This is a genomic window from Bradyrhizobium sp. LA6.1, assembly GCF_040547805.1.
Classification (GTDB): domain Bacteria; phylum Pseudomonadota; class Alphaproteobacteria; order Rhizobiales; family Xanthobacteraceae; genus Bradyrhizobium; species Bradyrhizobium barranii.
In genome coordinates this window covers 254,891-270,907 of record NZ_JBEPQK010000010.1, presented here as the reverse complement: position 1 = coordinate 270,907, position 16,017 = coordinate 254,891, and the positions used below count along the sequence as shown (strand labels likewise).

The 16,017-nt window shown below is 65.5% G+C and carries 15 protein-coding genes; 4 read left to right on the top strand and 11 right to left on the bottom strand.

From position 1 onward, the window contains the following. The 4 genes from ABIB99_RS25115 to ABIB99_RS25100 form a co-directional block, all read left to right on the top strand. Positions 1-642 (top strand): UDP-glucose dehydrogenase family protein (locus tag ABIB99_RS25115; RefSeq protein ID WP_354177845.1); only part of this gene is annotated, 642 nt, incomplete at its 5' end. 116 nt (positions 643-758) lie between these two features. After that, on the top strand, positions 759-3,236 hold the full coding sequence (hrpB, locus tag ABIB99_RS25110; protein ID WP_354177844.1) for an ATP-dependent helicase HrpB: 2,478 nt from the start codon (positions 759-761) through the stop codon (positions 3,234-3,236). A gap of 129 nt (positions 3,237-3,365) precedes the next feature. After that, positions 3,366-3,878: a TIGR02281 family clan AA aspartic protease gene (locus ABIB99_RS25105; protein ID WP_071909170.1), complete on the top strand. Its 513-nt coding sequence runs from the start codon at positions 3,366-3,368 to the stop codon at positions 3,876-3,878. A gap of 211 nt (positions 3,879-4,089) precedes the next feature. Next, positions 4,090-5,589 (top strand): phosphomannomutase/phosphoglucomutase, encoded by a 1,500-nt coding sequence (locus ABIB99_RS25100; RefSeq protein WP_063979835.1) that lies wholly within the window; start codon positions 4,090-4,092, stop codon positions 5,587-5,589. 177 nt (positions 5,590-5,766) lie between these two features. Here ABIB99_RS25100 and ABIB99_RS25095 read toward each other — a convergent pair whose 3' ends face one another. The 11 genes from ABIB99_RS25095 to ABIB99_RS25045 all read right to left on the bottom strand — a co-directional run bounded on the left by ABIB99_RS25095 (position 5,767) and on the right by ABIB99_RS25045 (position 15,987). Then, positions 5,767-6,276: an Lrp/AsnC family transcriptional regulator gene (locus ABIB99_RS25095; protein WP_014491365.1), complete on the bottom strand. Its 510-nt coding sequence runs from the start codon at positions 6,274-6,276 to the stop codon at positions 5,767-5,769. 97 nt (positions 6,277-6,373) lie between these two features. After that, positions 6,374-7,297 carry a sugar kinase gene (locus ABIB99_RS25090; RefSeq protein ID WP_231143690.1) on the bottom strand — a complete coding sequence of 308 codons (924 nt, stop codon included), beginning with the start codon at positions 7,295-7,297 and terminating at the stop codon, positions 6,374-6,376. A 13-nt stretch (positions 7,298-7,310) separates the two neighbouring features. Then, a complete protein-coding gene (nudC, locus tag ABIB99_RS25085) occupies positions 7,311-8,255 on the bottom strand; it encodes an NAD(+) diphosphatase (protein ID WP_063979833.1) in 945 nt (314 codons plus the stop codon). Between the two features lie 9 nt (positions 8,256-8,264). Then, a complete protein-coding gene (locus ABIB99_RS25080; RefSeq protein ID WP_063979832.1) occupies positions 8,265-8,684 on the bottom strand; it encodes an HIT domain-containing protein in 420 nt (139 codons plus the stop codon). Positions 8,685-8,937: 253 nt separating this feature from the next. Beyond that, positions 8,938-10,065, bottom strand: coding sequence for a muconate cycloisomerase family protein (locus ABIB99_RS25075; RefSeq protein ID WP_063979831.1), 1,128 nt, complete (start codon positions 10,063-10,065; stop codon positions 8,938-8,940). After that, on the bottom strand, positions 10,062-10,817 hold the full coding sequence (locus ABIB99_RS25070) for an SDR family NAD(P)-dependent oxidoreductase (protein WP_354177843.1): 756 nt from the start codon (positions 10,815-10,817) through the stop codon (positions 10,062-10,064). Before ABIB99_RS25070 ends, ABIB99_RS25075 begins: the two co-directional genes overlap by 4 nt. Beyond that, positions 10,817-11,623 (bottom strand): amino acid ABC transporter ATP-binding protein, encoded by an 807-nt coding sequence (locus tag ABIB99_RS25065; protein ID WP_354177842.1) that lies wholly within the window; start codon positions 11,621-11,623, stop codon positions 10,817-10,819. The genes ABIB99_RS25070 and ABIB99_RS25065 overlap by 1 nt, the downstream gene beginning before the upstream one ends. Then, positions 11,620-12,282 (bottom strand): amino acid ABC transporter permease, encoded by a 663-nt coding sequence (locus ABIB99_RS25060; RefSeq protein ID WP_063979828.1) that lies wholly within the window; start codon positions 12,280-12,282, stop codon positions 11,620-11,622. The genes ABIB99_RS25065 and ABIB99_RS25060 overlap by 4 nt, the downstream gene beginning before the upstream one ends. Before the next feature lie 189 nt (positions 12,283-12,471). Next, positions 12,472-13,320 carry a transporter substrate-binding domain-containing protein gene (locus ABIB99_RS25055; protein WP_071909178.1) on the bottom strand — a complete coding sequence of 283 codons (849 nt, stop codon included), beginning with the start codon at positions 13,318-13,320 and terminating at the stop codon, positions 12,472-12,474. A 428-nt stretch (positions 13,321-13,748) separates the two neighbouring features. Then, entirely contained in the window at positions 13,749-15,230 is a 1,482-nt protein-coding gene (locus ABIB99_RS25050) for a catalase (RefSeq protein ID WP_354080258.1), read from the bottom strand. A 115-nt stretch (positions 15,231-15,345) separates the two neighbouring features. Then, positions 15,346-15,987, bottom strand: a complete 642-nt coding sequence (locus tag ABIB99_RS25045) for an HD domain-containing protein (protein WP_085398518.1) — start codon at positions 15,985-15,987, stop codon at positions 15,346-15,348. Positions 15,988-16,017: the final 30 nt, after the last annotated feature.

Sequence of the window (16,017 nt, the reverse complement as noted above, 5' to 3'; positions counted from 1 at the left end):
GATCTCTCGGAAAAGGTCGGCGCCGACGTGCAGGAGGTCGCGCGCGGCATCGGCCTCGACAACCGCATCGGCACCAAGTTCCTGCATGCGGGTCCGGGCTTCGGCGGCTCCTGCTTCCCGAAGGACACCAAGGCGCTGATCAAGATCGCGCAGGACTATGACGTGAACTTGCGCATCGTCGAAGCCGTGCTGGCCGTCAATGAGAACCGCAAGCGCGCGATGGCGCGCAAGGTCAGCCAGGCGCTCGGCGGCTCGTTGCGCGGCAAGACCATCGCCGTGCTCGGCCTCACCTTCAAGCCCGACACCGACGACATGCGCGATGCGCCGTCGATCCCGCTCGTCACCGGCCTGATCGACATGGGCGCGACGGTCAAGGCTTTCGATCCCGTCGGCATGGAGCAGGCCAAGGGCGAGCTGCCGAACATCACCTATTGCGAGGACGCCTATTCCTGCGCGCAAGGCGCCGATGCGCTCGTCATCGTCACCGAATGGGTGCAGTTCCGCGCGCTCGATCTCCACAGGCTGAAGGCGGCCATGACCCAGCCCGTCGTCGTCGATCTCCGCAACATCTACCCGCCCGAAGAGATGCAAGCCGCCGGCTTCACCTACGAGAGCATCGGCCGTCCGCCGGTGCAGGGCTGACGGTCCACTGCCGCAACGATTTCGTCATGGCCGGGCTTGTCCCGGCCATCCACGTCTGTTTCTAGTCGAAGACGTGGATGCCCGGCACAAGGCCGGGCATGACGAATGGATAGGCCTTGCCCCGCAGCTTCGACACGCCCCTCCCGATCGATGCCGTGCTCGACGACCTCTCGCGCACGCTGGAGGCGCATAATTCGGCTGTGCTGGTGGCGCCGCCCGGCGCAGGCAAGACCACGCGGGTGCCGCTGGCGCTGCTGGATGCGCCCTGGGCCGCGGGCAAGAAGATCATCGTGCTGGAGCCGCGGCGTATCGCTGCCCGGGCGAGCGCCGAGCGCATGGCCAAGTCGCTTGGCGAGCGGGCCGGCGAAACCGTCGGATACCGCGTCCGCTTCGGCTCGAAGATCTCGCGCACGACGCGCATCGAGGTGGTGACCGAGGGTATCTTCACCCGCCAGATCCTCGACGATCCCGAGCTCTCCGGCATTGCGGCCGTCCTGTTCGACGAATTCCACGAGCGCTCGCTCGATGCCGATATGGGTCTCGCGCTGGCGCGCGACGCGCAAACCGGCCTGCGCGAGGATCTGCGCATCCTCGTGATGTCGGCAACGCTCGACGGCGCGCGCGTGGCAAAGCTGCTCGGGGAAGCGCCCGTTGTCGAGAGCGAGGGCCGCGCCTTTCCGGTCGAGACGCGCTATCTCGGCCGCAAGGCGGATGCGCCGGTCGAGCGGCAGATGGCGGATGCGATCGCGTCCGCGCTGCGCGCCGACAGCGGTTCGGTGCTGGCGTTCCTGCCCGGCGCCGCCGAAATCCGCCGTACCCAGAATTTCCTCAGCGAGCGCGTCCAGGATGCCTCCATCGAGATCGTGCCGCTGTTCGGCGCGCTCGACGCTGCCGTGCAGGACCGCGCGATCGCGCCCGCGCCGAAGGGCACGCGCAAGGTGGTGCTGGCGACCTCGATCGCGGAGACCTCGCTCACCATCGAGGGCGTGCGCATCGTGGTCGATTCCGGCCTCGCCCGCGTGCCGCGCTACGAGCCCGACATCGGGCTGACGCGGCTCGAGACCGTGCGCGCTGCGCGTGCGGCGGTGGACCAGCGTCGCGGCCGCGCCGGCCGCATCGAACCGGGCGTCTGCTACCGGCTCTGGGACGAGCCGCAGACGGCCTCGCTTGCGCCCTACACCCAGCCGGAAATCCTCAGCGCCGACCTCTCCTCGCTGGTGCTCGACCTCGCGCAATGGGGCGTCGCCGATCCCGCCGCCCTGTCATTCCTAGATCCGCCGCCTGTGCCTGCCTGGAAGGAGGCGAAAAGCCTTCTCTCCGAGCTCAACGCGCTCGATGGTGACGGCCGCATCACCGCCGAAGGCAAAAGCCTGCGCGCGCTGGCGCTTCCGCCGCGGCTGGCGCGCATGATCGTGGATTCGCATCGCGTGGGCAGCGGTGAAGCCGCGGCCGAGATCGCGGCCATCATCACCGAGCGCGGGCTCGGCGGCGACAGCGTCGATCTCGAGTACCGGCGCGATCAGTTCCGCCGCGATCGCTCGCCGCGCGCCGCGAGCGCGCGCGATCTCGCGCGGCGCTGGGCTTCGCAGGTGGCGGCGTCGGAGAAGGCCGCAACCGGACAGGATGATCTCTCGACCGGCCTGATGCTCGCCTACGCCTTCCCGGACCGCGTCGCGCGCAATCGCGGCAATGGCACCTTCGTGCTCGCCAATGGTCGCGGCGCCGCGGTGGAGCAGACCTCGTCGCTCGCCCGCGCACCCTACATCGCGATCGGCGAGATGACGGGCACGGCGGCGAGCGGCCGCATTCTGCTGGCGGCGCCGATCGGCGAGGACGACATCGAGCGGCATTTCGCCGAGCATATCGAGACCGTCGACGAGATCTCGTTCGACCGCGGCGCGATGGCGCTGCGCGCGCGGCGCAAGCGCGCGCTGCATGCGATCACGCTGTCTGAGGCAACACTCGCGGTGTCGCCTTCGGAGGAGACCGCGCGCATCTTCGCCGATGGGCTGATTGCCGCAGGTCTCGACCGGTTGCCCTGGTCGAAGGCCGCAAAGCAGTGGCGCGACCGCGTGATGTTTCTGCGCAAGGCCGAGGGCGACAGCTGGCCCGATTTGTCCGACGACGGACTGATCGCGCGGCGGGACGACTGGCTGGTGCCGGCGCTCTACGACAAGATCGCACTGAAGGACATCTCGGCCGGCGATCTCTCCGACGCGCTGATGGCACTGATGCCCTGGGAGATGCGCGCAAGGCTCGATCGTGAGGCGCCGACGCATTTCGAGGCGCCGACCGGCAGCGTGCTCGCGATCGACTACGAGGCCGAGCAGGGGCCGACCATCGCGGTGCGGCTCCAGGAGTTGTTCGGGCTCAACACCCATCCGTCGATCGCCGCCGGCAAGGTGCCGCTGGTGCTGGAATTGCTGTCACCGGCGCAGCGCCCGGTGCAGGTGACGCGCGACCTCCCCGGTTTCTGGCGCGGCAGCTACGCCGCGGTGCGCTCCGACCTGCGTGGCCGCTACCCGCGCCATCCCTGGCCGGAGGATCCGGCGAGTGCGCTGCCGACCCGGCGGGTCAAGCCGCGCGGGACGTGAGAAGCCACGAAGGCGTATTAACCCTCCGCTCATCCTTTTCGTCAAAATAGCGGCGCTCTGACCGCAGCGTCGCTCGCGGCCAGACGTGTCGCGTGGTGAAATCGAGCTTTCCGGCTCGGAAGTGGTGTGATGCGTAACATAATGATCCTCGCGGCCATCATGATCGGCCTCGGCACGTTCATGGCGCAGATGGCGGACAGGATGAGTTCTGCCTCCGCGACGTCAGCGCCGCGCACGACGATTGCGGTTGCTGCGACGGCGCCGGCCGGTGGGCGCAGCCTCGCCATCTCCCGCGATGGCCGTGGCCATTTTCAGGCCGAAGGCCGCATCGACGGCCAGCGGATCGGCTTCATGATCGACACCGGCGCCTCCGTGGTCGCGCTGAACGAGAGCTCGGCCGCCCGCTTTGGCCTGCGTCCCTCGCGCGGCGAGTACAACGCCACCGTCTCGACCGCCAACGGCACCATTAAGGCCGCGCGCACGCGCATCGCCATGCTCGAGGTCGGCGGCCTCGTCGTGCGCGACGTCGACGCCATGGTGCTGCCGGACGAGGCTCTGTCGGAGAACCTGCTCGGCCTCTCCTTCCTGTCCCGCCTCAAGCGCTTCGAATACGCCAACGGCCAGATGGTGCTGGAGCAGTAAGCCGCCTCAAAAGGCTCTCGCCGCGCCGACGAACGGTCGTTCGCACGGATTTTTTTCAGGACGGCATTGGCGGAAGTCTCGCGCCGGGCCGCGTTTTCCCGTTACCAAACTGCCGCAATTATAAGCCATAAGCTGCCATTCCCGCCTTCCGCTGCGGCCCGGCATTCGCTAAGGCTGCATCAATTCACGCCATTTTCACGAGACCGTCTCAATGTTCCCCAAGCCGAAATCCGTCTTGTTGCCCAACACCTATGCCTTCGAATCCGAGCCGATGGTGAAGGCCACGGGTTTTCGCGAATACGACGCGCGCTGGTTGTTCCAGAAGGAAATCAACCTGATGGGGATCCAGGCGCTCGGCATGGGGCTGGGCGCGCTGATTGCGGAGCTCGGCGTCAAGCAGGAGATCGTCACCGGCCATGATTTCCGCGGCTATTCGGCCTCGATCAAATATGCGCTGATTTCCGGCCTGATGGCTGCGGGCTGCAAGGTGCACGACATCGGGCTCGCGGTGACGCCGATGGCCTATTTCGCGCAGTTCGATCTCGACGTGCCCTGCTGCGCCATGGTCACGGCCTCGCACAACGACAATGGCTGGACCGGCGTGAAGATGGGCGCCAACCGCCCGTTGACCTTCGGCCCCGACGAGATGACGCGGCTGAAGGAGATCGTGCTCAACGCCGAATTCAAGAACGAGGCCGGCGGCTCCTACCAGTTCCACGAGAATTATCCGGCGCGCTACATCGCCGATCTCACCGGCCGTCCGAAGCTGACCCGCAAGCTCAAGGTCGTCGCCGCCTGCGGCAACGGCACGGCCGGCGCGTTCGCGCCGCAGGTGCTGGAGGCGATCGGCTGCGAGGTGATCCCGCTCGACACCGAGCTCGACCACACCTTTCCGAAATACAATCCGAACCCGGAAGACATGGAAATGCTGCACGCGATCCGCGACGCGGTGCTGCATCACAAGGCCGATGTCGGTCTCGGCTTCGACGGTGACGGCGATCGCTGCGGTGTCGTCGACAACACCGGCGAGGAAATCTTCGCCGACAAGGTCGGCGTGATGCTGGCCCGCGACATGTCGGCGATCCACAAGGACGCACATTTCATCGTCGATGTGAAGTCGACCGGCCTGTTCGTCACCGATCCCGTGCTGCAGAAGCAGGGCGCGAAGGTCGCCTATTGGAAGACCGGCCATTCCTACATGAAGCGCCGCACCCACGAGACGGGTGCGCTCGCGGGCTTCGAGAAGTCCGGCCACTTCTTCTTCAACAAGCCGTATGGACGCGGCTATGACGACGGCCTGGTGTCGGCGCTCGCGATCTGCGACATGCTCGACCGCGCGCCGGGCAAGTCGATGGCCGATCTGAAGAACGCGCTGCCGAAAACCTGGTCGTCGCCGACCATGTCACCGCATTGCGCCGACGAGACCAAGTACGGCGTCATCGACCAGGTGGTGAAGCATTTTGAAGGCTTGCAGGCCAAGGGCGCCAAGATCGGCGGCCAGGCGATCCGCGATCTCGTCACCGTCAACGGCGTACGCGTCACGGTCGAGGACGGCAGCTGGGGCTTGGTGCGCGCGTCCTCCAACAAGCCCGAGCTCGTCGTCGTGGTCGAGAGCCCGGTCTCCGAGCAGCGCATGCACGACATGTTCGAGATGGTGAACAGCGTGCTCCGCACGCATCCCGAAGTCGGCGCGTACAATCAGACGATTTGAGGGGCATCAGGGAGCACAACCCGCGCAGCAAATCTCCGCTGTCGTGCCCCGGCTTGACCGGGGCATCCAGTACGCCGCAGCTTCTCCGTATCCAATCGCCGCCTCTGGAATACTGGATCGCCCGGTCAAGGCCGGGCGATGACAGCTTCCTTGTGGTGAGACCTGAGAACTAAGCCTCTAAGCCGCCACCACCGCCGGGATCGGCAGCGCGGTGACCGACTTGATCTTCTCCATCGCGAAGCGCGAGGTGACGTTCTTCAGCGGCACGGCGCTGATCAGCTTCTTGTAGAACACGTCATAGGCCTGCATGTCGGCGACCACGACGCGCAGCATGTAGTCGACGTCGCCGGCCATGCGGTAAAATTCCATCACCTCGGGCATGGCACTCACGGCCTCGGCGAACTTCTTCAGCCAGGCGTCCGAATGGTCGGCGCTCTCGACTGACACGAACACGGAGATGCCGAGCCCGATCTTGTTCTGGTCGACCAGGGCGACCCGCTTCAGGATCACGCCGTCGGCCTCGAGGCGCTGGATGCGCTTCCAGCAGGGGGTCGAGGACAGCCCGACGCGGTCGCCGATCTCGGCGACGGAGAGGGAGGCATCCTCCTGGAGCACCATCAGAATCTTGCGGTCGATGGCATCGAGGCGGCGGCTGGTCTCGGGGAGTTGCACGGCGAGGTCAGTCATTTGAAGAACTTTGTTCCATTTCAGGGGCTGATTTCCCTGATATAGAGAAAATCTTTCCACGGCAAGCCCATAATCTCGGCTCCGTGGTGGAACCGCTCTAGAGTCGGCCTCGCAAAAGCTCTTCAACTTCAACGCGTTGTGGGGCGGCCATGCCGCCACCGTGGCGGGTGCATTTCAGCGCTGCGGCGGCCGCGGCGAATCGCAGCGCCTCCCGCACCTCCTCGCCCTCGGCGAGGCGAAGCGTGAAGGCGCCATGGAAGACGTCGCCGGCCCCGAGCGTATCGACCGCCTGAACCGGGAAGGCCGGTGTCTCCTCCAGCTCGCCCGCCTCGTCCAGCCAGATCGTGCCACGCGGGCCGCGCGTGGCGGCGAGGAAGGCCGGCGTCAGCCCTGCCAGGCGCTTCAATGCCTCGCCGTCATCGGCGACACCGGCCGTCTCCTGCACCTGGTCGCTGGCGAACAGCAGGTGCGAGGCGGCCGTGAGCAGGCCGTCCTGCAACGACATCGCGCGATCGACGCCGACGATGACGGGAATGCCGCGTCGTCGCGCCTCGGCGCAGAGATCGATACAAAGGGCGCCGCAGCGGCTCTCGACGAGGACCGCCCGGCAATCGGCGAGCAGTGCGTCACCGTCCGGCAGCTTCACGCCCCACAGAGCGGGATCGCGATAGATCGTCAGCGTCCGCTCGCCCGAGGGCTCGATCAGGATCGCGGAGACCGGCGTGGTCAGGCCGGGCATGCGCACGACGTGCGTCGTGTCGATGCCTTCACTGGCCATCTGTTCGAGAATGAAGCCGCTCGACGCTTCCCGTGCATCACCCATCGGTCCTGCGAAGGAGACCCGGCCACCGAGCCGCGCGATGGCGATCGCAGCATTGAGCGCGTTGCCGCCGCAGATCTCGGCGAGATGCGTGGCGTTGGCCTTGCTGCCGCGCGCGGGCACGGCCTCGACGCGAAAGGTGAGGTCGCGCACGGGAATGCCGATGCAAAGGGTGTGTGGCGCGGTCCGTGATGTGGCCACCGGCGGCCCCAGCTTACGCGCCGGTCTTGTCGTGCACCCAGCGGCCGAGCAGGTGGTGGGCGATCGCGAACGGATGCGGGCCGGCGAGCCCGTCCGGATGCGTCCGCGTCAGCATCAGCGCGGCCTCCTCGCGGGTGAACCAGCGCGCGTCCTCTAGCTCGGAATGATCGACGACGACGTCCTCGTTGAGCGCCCGCGCGCTGCAGCCGATCATCAGCGACGATGGATAGGGCCAAGGCTGCGTCATGTAATACTGCACGTCGGTGCAGCGGATTCCGGATTCTTCGAGGATTTCCCGGCGTACCGCGTCCTCGATGGTCTCGGCGACCTCGACGAAGCCGGCGAGGCAGGAATACATGCCCGGCGGAAACTGCTTCTGGCGGCCGAGCAGGCACTTCTCGCCCGAGGCGACCAGCATGATCACGACGGGATCGGTGCGCGGAAAATGCTCGGCCTTGCAAGCAGGGCACTCGCGCTTCCAGCCGCCTTCCTTCATCGCGCTCCGCGTGCCGCAATTGGCGCAATAGCCATGGCGCTGGTGCCAGCTCACCATCGACTTCGCCATCGCGATCGCCGAGAGCTCGTCGGGCGGAATCGCGCCCTGCATCGCCATGCCGCGCAGCTCGGTGACGGTGTAGTCCTCGCGGCCGATCAGCTTCTCGGCCGCCGCCTGCGACATCCCCATGCCGAACACCGCGGCGCCGTCGCGCAACCCTAAGAAGATCGTGCCGGGGTTGGCGCCGCATTTCAGCGCCTCGTCTACTCCCAGCAGCGCGCGCGCCTTGTCGCCCTCGCGCTTCACCAGCAGCGAGTCGCGGTAGACGACATAGGCGCGTGACGATGGCTTCTGCTCCATCGCGAACAGCTTCTCGTCGTCGCGGCGCAGATGCGCGGCGCGATCGAGGATGTTGGTGACGAAAGCCGGCTGTCCCAGCGGAAACGAGTCGAATGCTGACATTTCTTGTTCTCAACCCAACCAGATCTTGCGGCGAAGCGCGCTGATGAAAGTCTGCACCTCGGTGGCGTCATGCGCCAAGGGCTTCATCACGCCCCAGACCGGCCGCGGCCATGCAGCGTCGCTGGTCCGGCGTGCGATGATGTGGACATGAAGCTGCGGCACGAGGTTGCCGAGCGCGGCGACATTGAGCTTGTCGCATTTGGTGATCTCTTTCAGCGCGCGCGAGACGCGGGAGATCTCCGTCATGAGTTGCGCCTGCTCCACCTCGTCGAGATCGATGATCTCGACCGCATCGGGCCGCCGCGGCACCAGCAGCAGCCAGGGATAATGCGCGTCCTTGATGACCAGGACCTTCGACAGCGGCAGGTCGCCGATGTCGATGGTGTCCTCTTTCAGGCGGGAGTGCAGCGACCAGGCGGGATCAGACATATGCGTTTCCGGATAGCCCGATGGGGCGGGCGTGTTTGGCCGGACCATACGATAGGGAGTCCCTGAGGGGAAGGTTAGGGGCCGCGGGGGCGGCATGCTCCGCTGTCGTCCCGGGGCGCGCAAAGCGCGAGCCCGGGACCCATAACCACAGGGAGAAGTTTGGCGAAGATGCGTGGTGACCAGCTCGCGCGACAACCACTTCCTGTGGCTATGGATTCCGGGCTCGCGCTGCGCGCGCCCCGGAATGGCGGAATTACGCCTCCGCAAGCACCCGCGCATTGGCGCGGACGGAGGCCTCGCTGACGCGGATGCCGAGGCCCGGGCCGTCGGGCACCACGACATGGCCGGCTCGGTTGGCAACGCGCTCTTCCAGCACGTCCTCGGTCAGCACGTGATGCGGCATGTAGAATTCGCAGCCGAGCGAGATGCCCGGCGTTGCCGCGATCAGCTGCGTCCCGGCGGCAAGCCCGATGCCGCCCTCCCACAGCGTGCCGCCATAGCCGGGCAGGCCGGCGATGTCGGCGATCGCCATGATCGCCTGCGCCTCGAACAGGCCGCCGGCTTTCATCAGCTTGATCGAGACGGCATCGGCCGCCTCGCGGCGCACCACCTCCATCATGTCGCGGCGGTCGAAGCAGCTTTCGTCGGCGAGAACGGGTGTTTCCAGCGCCGCGGTGAGCTGCGCCATCACGTCGAGATATTTGCGCGGCACCGGCTGTTCGATGAAGGTCGGCGCAAACTCTTCGACATCGCGCAAAATCTTGATCGCGCCGAACGGCGCCAGCGCCTGGTTGTAATCGACGCGCAGGTCGACCTTGTCGCCGAATTCCTTGCGGATCGCTTCGAGATGATCGAGGTCCTCGCGATGCGGTTTTACGCCGGTCTTGACCTTGTAGATGACGTTGCCGTCCGGAACCATTTTTCGCATGCGTTCGAGATCGGCGGCGAAATCGGGATCGGCGATGGAGAAGGAGAGGGGAATCGTGTCGCGCACGCGGCCGCCGAGCAGGTCGGCGACCGATAATCCTGACGACTTGCCGACGATGTCGAGCAGCGCCATCTCGATTCCGACCTTGGCCTCGGCATGACCGACCAGCGTACGGTCGAGCTCGGCCATCAGCGCGCGAATGCGGCGCACGGGTTTGCCGAGCACGATCGGCCGCAGATAGATGTCGAGCGCGGAGAAGGCCGCTTCCGGCGTTCCCGTGAACACTTCCCACGGTGCCGCCTCGCCCCAGCCGATCACGCCGTCGCTCGCGGTGAGCTCGATCAGCACGCGCTTCACCGTGCCCTTGACGTTGCCGACGCCTTGGAGGCGCGCCATCTTGATCGGGCTCTCGATCAGGAACAGCCTGATGCGTTCGATGGTTGCTTCGGTCATGTCAGGCCTCCATTGACGTGCCAGACCTGGCCGGTGACGTAGGACGCCTTCGGTGATGCCAGGAAGACGATGATCTCGGCCACTTCTTCCGGCCGCCCGCGACGGCGCATCGGGATCAGTGCCTCGGTGGTGGCGATCTGCTCGGGCGAGAGCCGGCTCTCGCTCGGCTTGTCCTTGATGATGAGGCCGGGTGACACCGCATTGACGGTGATGCCGTCTTTGGCGAGCTCGATCGCGGTGAGACGCACCAGCGCTTCGAGCGCGGAGCGGCTTGCCGCCGTTGCGGCAAACGGTGCGAATTCCGGCCGGATCGCATGCGCGACGAAAGAGGACACCGCCACGATCCGCGCATCGCGCCCGTCACGCAGCAGCGGCAGCGCGGCGTCGACCAGCCGCGTGAACGCCAGCGCCGATTCGTCCATCGCCTGCCGGAACTGATCCGCCGGCGTGCCGATCGCGCTGCCGCGACGGGCATGACCGCCGACCAGGATCAATCCGTCGAGCCGTCCGAACGCGCGTTGCGCGGCGGCGACGGCGTCGGTGACGGCTGCTTCCTCGGCGAGATCGCCGAGGCACTTTGCGACAGCCGCGCCTTTCGCTTCGGCTTCTGCCGCAGTGGCATCGAGACCTTCTGCGTTTGAGCGGGTGTGGAGCAGAAGCGCGGTCCCGGGGGCCGCGAGCAGCTTTGCGGTGGCGCGGCCGATGCCGCTGGCGGCACCGGTGACGAGATAGGCGCGATCGATATCAGGCATCACGGTGCTACGTTGGCCGGCGGCAACGCGCCGGTGCGGTGGAAATGGCTGAGGAAGGCGCGCGTCGCGGCTTCCTGCGGATTGTCGATCACCTGCCGCGCCGGACCTTCCTCGACCACGACGCCATCGCGCATGAAGATGAGGCGATCGGCGACCTCGCGGGCGAAGGCGATCTCATGGGTCACGATCACCATGGTCATGCCTTCCGAGGCCAGCCGCTGCATGACGGCGAGCACCTCGCCGACGAGCTCGGGATCGAGCGCCGAGGTGGCCTCGTCGAACAGCATCACATCAGGCTCCATCGCGAGCGCACGCGCGATCGCGACGCGCTGCTTCTGCCCGCCGGACAGCGTCGCCGGATATTGGTCGGCCTTTTCCGCAAGGCCCACCTTGGCAAGCTGCGCGCGCGCGAGCTTCTCGGCGTCCGCCTTGGCCATGCGGCGCACCGTGACAGGCCCCTCCATGACGTTCTGAAGCGTCGTCATGTGCGGGAACAGATTGAAATGCTGGAACACCATGCCGGTGGTGGTGCGGAATTTCGCGAGTGTCTTCACGTCCGGAAGCTTCGCGCCTTCGCCGAATTGGAAGCTTGTGTCGCCGACGCGGACGCTGCCGCCGTCGGGCACGACCAGCAGATTGATGCAGCGGAGCAGTGTCGACTTGCCGGAGCCGGATGGGCCGATCAGCGCCACCACGCCCCCCTTGGCCACGTCGAGGCTGATGTTCTTCAAAACCTCGTTGCTGCCAAAGCTCTTGCGCAGGCTGCGGATCTCGATCTTCGAAGTGTTCTTGGATGGCTCGCTCATTCGCTGACCGCCAGTCGCTTCTCGCCGCGGCGGACGATGATGGTTAGCGGAATCAGGATCGCCGCATAGGCGACCGCGACCGCGGTGTAGGTCTCGAGCGGCCGGTAGCTGTCATGGGCGGCGACCTGGCTCTGGTAGACGAGGTCGGGCACGGCGAGCACCGAAACCAGCGAGGTGTTCTTGAACTGGATGATCGACTGGTTCATCAGCGCCGGGATCATGCGCTTGATCGCCTGCGGCAGCACGATGCGCCGCATGCTCTGTCCCGGCGTCATGCCGAGCGCGGCGCCGGCTTCCGACTGGCCCTTGTCGATCGAGATGATGCCGCCGCGGATGATCTCGGAATAGAACGAGCCGCCATAGAGCGAGAGCGCCAGGGCTGAGGCCGTGATCGGCGTCATCTCGACGCCGGCCAGGATCGGCAGCGCGTAATAGAACCAGATCAGCTGCACCAGGATCGGCGTGCAGCGGAACGCCTCGATGAAAGTGAGGGCGATCAGACGCACCGCCTTGAAGCGCGACAGGCTGCCGAACGCGCCGAACAGGCCGAAGACGAGACCGAGCACGACGATGACCACGGTGAAGCCGACGGTAACGCCGAGCCCGTTGAGAAAGAGCCAGCGATAGCTCCAGAGGATGCCGAAGTCCCACTGATACATGCGTGTTCTTACTCGTACCCGATGTCAGTCCAGAAACTTGCCGTCATGCCCGGGCGTAGCCGTCCGAAGGACGGCGTCGCTTCCGCTCGCCTATGTCCCGGGCATCCACGTTCTCGGTGCCATGGGGCAGGCGTGGATGGCCGGGACAAGCCCGGCCATGACGATGTGGATACTTCAGGCGCTCATCACCTACAGCGAAACGCCCGGCGGAATGTCCGCTTCGGTCACGCCCACCAGCTCCATGTTGGTGATGATCGCGTTGCGGATGAAGCCGAGGCCCTTGTTGAAGTCGATCCAGGTGTTGACGTAGTCGCGGAAGGTCTTGTCGTTCTCGCGGCGGAAGCCGGCATTCGACGTGGTGGCGAAGATCGGCGTCGGCAGCACGAACTGGCCGAGCGAGGGATTCTTCTTCAACACGGTCAGCGACAGCATGGTGATCAGGCACTGCGCGTCGACGCGGCCGGTTTGCAGCGCGGCGGTGGCATCGTCGGCGGTCTTGAGTCGCGAGATCTGCGCCTTCGGCGTCAGGCGGCTGACGACCTGGTCGTGTGAGGAGCCCTGGTCGACGGCGATCTTGACGTCGGGCGAGTTCAGCTCGGCCCAGCTCTTCGGCTTGAAGTCCTTCTTGCAGAGGATGCCGAAGGCGTTGTTGAAGACCGGCACCGAGAAGTCGACCACCAGCGCGCGCTTCGGGGTCGGGTTGAGGCCGAAGAAGATGTCGATCTTGTTGGACTGCAGATCGAGCACCGAATTGCCCCAGGTGGTCTCGGTGATCTCGAGCTCGGCCTCCATGTCGTCGGCCAGCCCCTTGGCGATGTCGATGTAGAAGCCCTTCCACTGGCCGCTGGCGAGGTCCTTCATGTAATAGGGCGCGCCACCGCCGACCGCGCCGATCCGCATCTTCTTGGTGCGGCGAATGCGGGCAAAGGTCGATTCGTTGGAATCCGCTGCGGTCTGCGCCACGGCCGGTGAGGCCAGCGTGGCCGCAGCCATCGCGCCAAGTCCGACAATCGATGCGACATCACGACGTGTAACCATTTTGAGGAATCGCTTTTCTGGTTGGATGAAGGTGTGTGGTTGAGCTCGCGCAAAAAATTCGCCCATCAATCGGCGTCAGCCGGCTGAAAAATGCTCTGGATCGGATTTTTGCGCACCCTTTGTTTCAGTTCCGGCAGGATTTCATAGAAAGGCGCTGCCGGGCGGGCCCTGTCAAGACTCGATTGCCTCAGGGATGTGCGGGGCCTCGAAGATAGGCAGGGAGCCCATCGGCCTTGACGCTTTCCGAGGCGAACGTCCGCATCTGCACTTCGCGACGATGGGCGAGGGAAGGCCCGGCGAGCGCGTCGGCTCGAGCTATTTTCGCGAGAAAATTGAGAGGTTTCGGCGGTTCGCTTTAAAAATGCGAACGGCGCCCTGTCGGCGCCGTTCGCCGAAGACGGCGAGAGGTCGATGCGGATCGACCGACCCTATTCCGCGGCCTTTTCCGTTCCCTTGGCACGAACGGTCGCGAGGCGCGTCAGCGCGTCGCGGACGCCCGCGCCATAGGCGGGATCGGCCTTGGTGCAATTGGCGATGTGCCGTTCCTGGATCGCGATGGCCGCCGCTCCGACGGCGCGCGCCGTGTTGTCGAACAAGGCCTGCCGCTGGGCTGCGTTCATCTTGCGAAAGAGGTCGCCGGGCTGCCGATAGTGATCGTCGTCGATGCGGTGATCCCAATGTGCGGCTGCACCATCGATCTCGAGCGGCGGCTCGTTGAGATCGGGCTGGTCCGTCCACTCGCCACGGCTGTTCGGGAAATAGGTCGGCGTCCTCCCGAGATTGCCGTCGGTCCGCATTGCGCCATCGCGATGGTAGCTGTGATACGGGCATTTCGGCGCGTTGACCGGGATCAGATGATGGTTGACGCCGAGGCGATAGCGCGCCGCGTCCCCGTAGGAGAACAGCCTCGCCTGCAGCATCTTGTCGGGCGAGAAGCCGATGCCCGGAACGACGTGGGCCGGCGAGAAGGAGGCCTGTTCGACCTCGGCGAAGACGTTTTCCGGATTGCGGTTCAGCTCGAAATAGCCGACCTCGATCAGCGGGAAGTCCGCCTTCGGCCAGATCTTGGTCAGGTCGAACGGGTTGAAGGCAAACGCCTTGGCCTGATCGTCGGTCATGATCTGCACGAACATGGTCCAGCGCGGGAAATCGCCGCATTCGATGCTCTCGAACAGGTCGCGCTGGTGAGTCTCGCGGTCCTTGCCGATGAGGGCTTCGGCCTCGGCGTCGGTCAGGTTTTCGATGCCCTGCTGCGTCCGGAAGTGAAACTTCACCCAGGTCCGCTCATTGGCGGCATTGATGAAGCTGTAGGTATGGCTGCCAAAGCCATGCATGTGCCTGAAGCTTCTGGGAAGGCCGCGCTCGCTCATCACGATGGTAACCTGGTGCAGAGCCTCCGGCAGCAACGTCCAGAAATCCCAATTGTTGTCGGCGCTGCGCATTCCGGTTCGGGGATCGCGCTTGATCGCATGATTGAGGTCGGGAAAGCGCAAGGGATCGCGGAAGAAGAACACGGGCGTGTTGTTGCCCACCATGTCCCAATTGCCTTCCTCGGTGTAGAACTTCAGCGCAAAGCCGCGGATGTCGCGTTCGGCGTCGGCTGCGCCGCGCTCGCCGGCAACGGTCGAGAACCGCGCGAACATCGGCGTCTGCTTGCCGACTTCCGAGAAGATCTTCGCCTTGGTGTATCGGGTGATGTCATTGGTCACGGTGAAGGTGCCGAAGGCGCCGGAACCCTTGGCATGCATCCGTCGCTCCGGGATCACTTCGCGATCGAAATGTGCTAGCTTCTCGATCAGCCAGACGTCTTGCAGCAGCGCGGGCCCGCGGCGGCCCGCGGTCATGATGTTGAGGTTATCGCTGACGGGCGCGCCCGTCGCATGGGTCAAACGTTTCGGCTCATCGGCCATGGGATGCTCCTGAATATGGGGTCATTGGCTATTGCTGCCCGCGTGCGAAATCTCAGGCTCGCATGGGTCCACAGCAGTCGATTTCGAGATCGCACTGTCCTTGCGCGAACGCCGGTCAACCGTGCCAATGCGAGTTGCGGATGACGCTGCAGAAATTGCCGCGATGGAAATGCGGCTCCTTGTCGGCGATGACGTCGGCCTTGACGTTGCCGAACGTCGTATCGGGCCGATGCTTGATGCCGTCGTAGAAGGCCTGGATGATGTCTTCCTTGAAGTGCGGCGTGCGCGGAAAGGCGTTCACGACCGCCTCGCGCTCCGCGTCGGAATATTCGTCGTAGGTGAGCCCGAGCACGTCCATCTCGACGCCCGCGGTCACCAGCGCGACGACGGGGTGCATGTGCTGGGGGACGCCCGGCGTGGTGTGCAGGGCGATCGCGGTCCACACCGTGTAGGCGTCGGCTTCCGAAATGCCGTGGCTGCGCAGGAAATCGCGCGCGGCATGCGCGCCGTCGACCTCGAACCGCTCGTGTTGGCTGCCATGGCCCGGCATCAGGCCGATGTCGTGAAACATGGCGCCGGCGTAGAGCAGTTCGCGGTCGAACGTCAGCCCACGGCGGACGCCGGCCATCGCGCCGAACTGGTAGACGCGGCTGGAATGGTTGAAGAGCAGGTCCGTTTCGGTATCGCGGACGTATTCGGTGATGGCGCGCGCCAGCTTGCTGTCGGGAATGACGGCGGCCTCGGTGATTTCTGACATGAGCAGCTCCTGAAATTTTGGATCGCGTCC

Bases quoted from the DNA above. Each gene is read 5' to 3' on its own strand.
- ABIB99_RS25065 (WP_354177842.1), bottom strand. From the start codon at position 11,623: ATGAGCGAGCCATCCAAGAACACTTCGAAGATCGAGATCCGCAGCCTG.
- ABIB99_RS25070 (WP_354177843.1), bottom strand. From the start codon at position 10,817: ATGCCTGATATCGATCGCGCCTATCTCGTCACCGGTGCCGCCAGCGGC.
- ABIB99_RS25095 (WP_014491365.1), bottom strand. From the start codon at position 6,276: ATGACTGACCTCGCCGTGCAACTCCCCGAGACCAGCCGCCGCCTCGAT.
- ABIB99_RS25050 (WP_354080258.1), bottom strand. From the start codon at position 15,230: ATGGCCGATGAGCCGAAACGTTTGACCCATGCGACGGGCGCGCCCGTC.
- ABIB99_RS25105 (WP_071909170.1), top strand. From the start codon at position 3,366: ATGCGTAACATAATGATCCTCGCGGCCATCATGATCGGCCTCGGCACG.
- ABIB99_RS25080 (WP_063979832.1), bottom strand. From the start codon at position 8,684: ATGTCTGATCCCGCCTGGTCGCTGCACTCCCGCCTGAAAGAGGACACC.
- nudC (WP_063979833.1), bottom strand. From the start codon at position 8,255: ATGTCAGCATTCGACTCGTTTCCGCTGGGACAGCCGGCTTTCGTCACC.
- ABIB99_RS25100 (WP_063979835.1), top strand. From the start codon at position 4,090: ATGTTCCCCAAGCCGAAATCCGTCTTGTTGCCCAACACCTATGCCTTC.
- ABIB99_RS25045 (WP_085398518.1), bottom strand. From the start codon at position 15,987: ATGTCAGAAATCACCGAGGCCGCCGTCATTCCCGACAGCAAGCTGGCG.
- ABIB99_RS25075 (WP_063979831.1), bottom strand. From the start codon at position 10,065: ATGACCGAAGCAACCATCGAACGCATCAGGCTGTTCCTGATCGAGAGC.
- ABIB99_RS25055 (WP_071909178.1), bottom strand. From the start codon at position 13,320: ATGGTTACACGTCGTGATGTCGCATCGATTGTCGGACTTGGCGCGATG.
- ABIB99_RS25060 (WP_063979828.1), bottom strand. From the start codon at position 12,282: ATGTATCAGTGGGACTTCGGCATCCTCTGGAGCTATCGCTGGCTCTTT.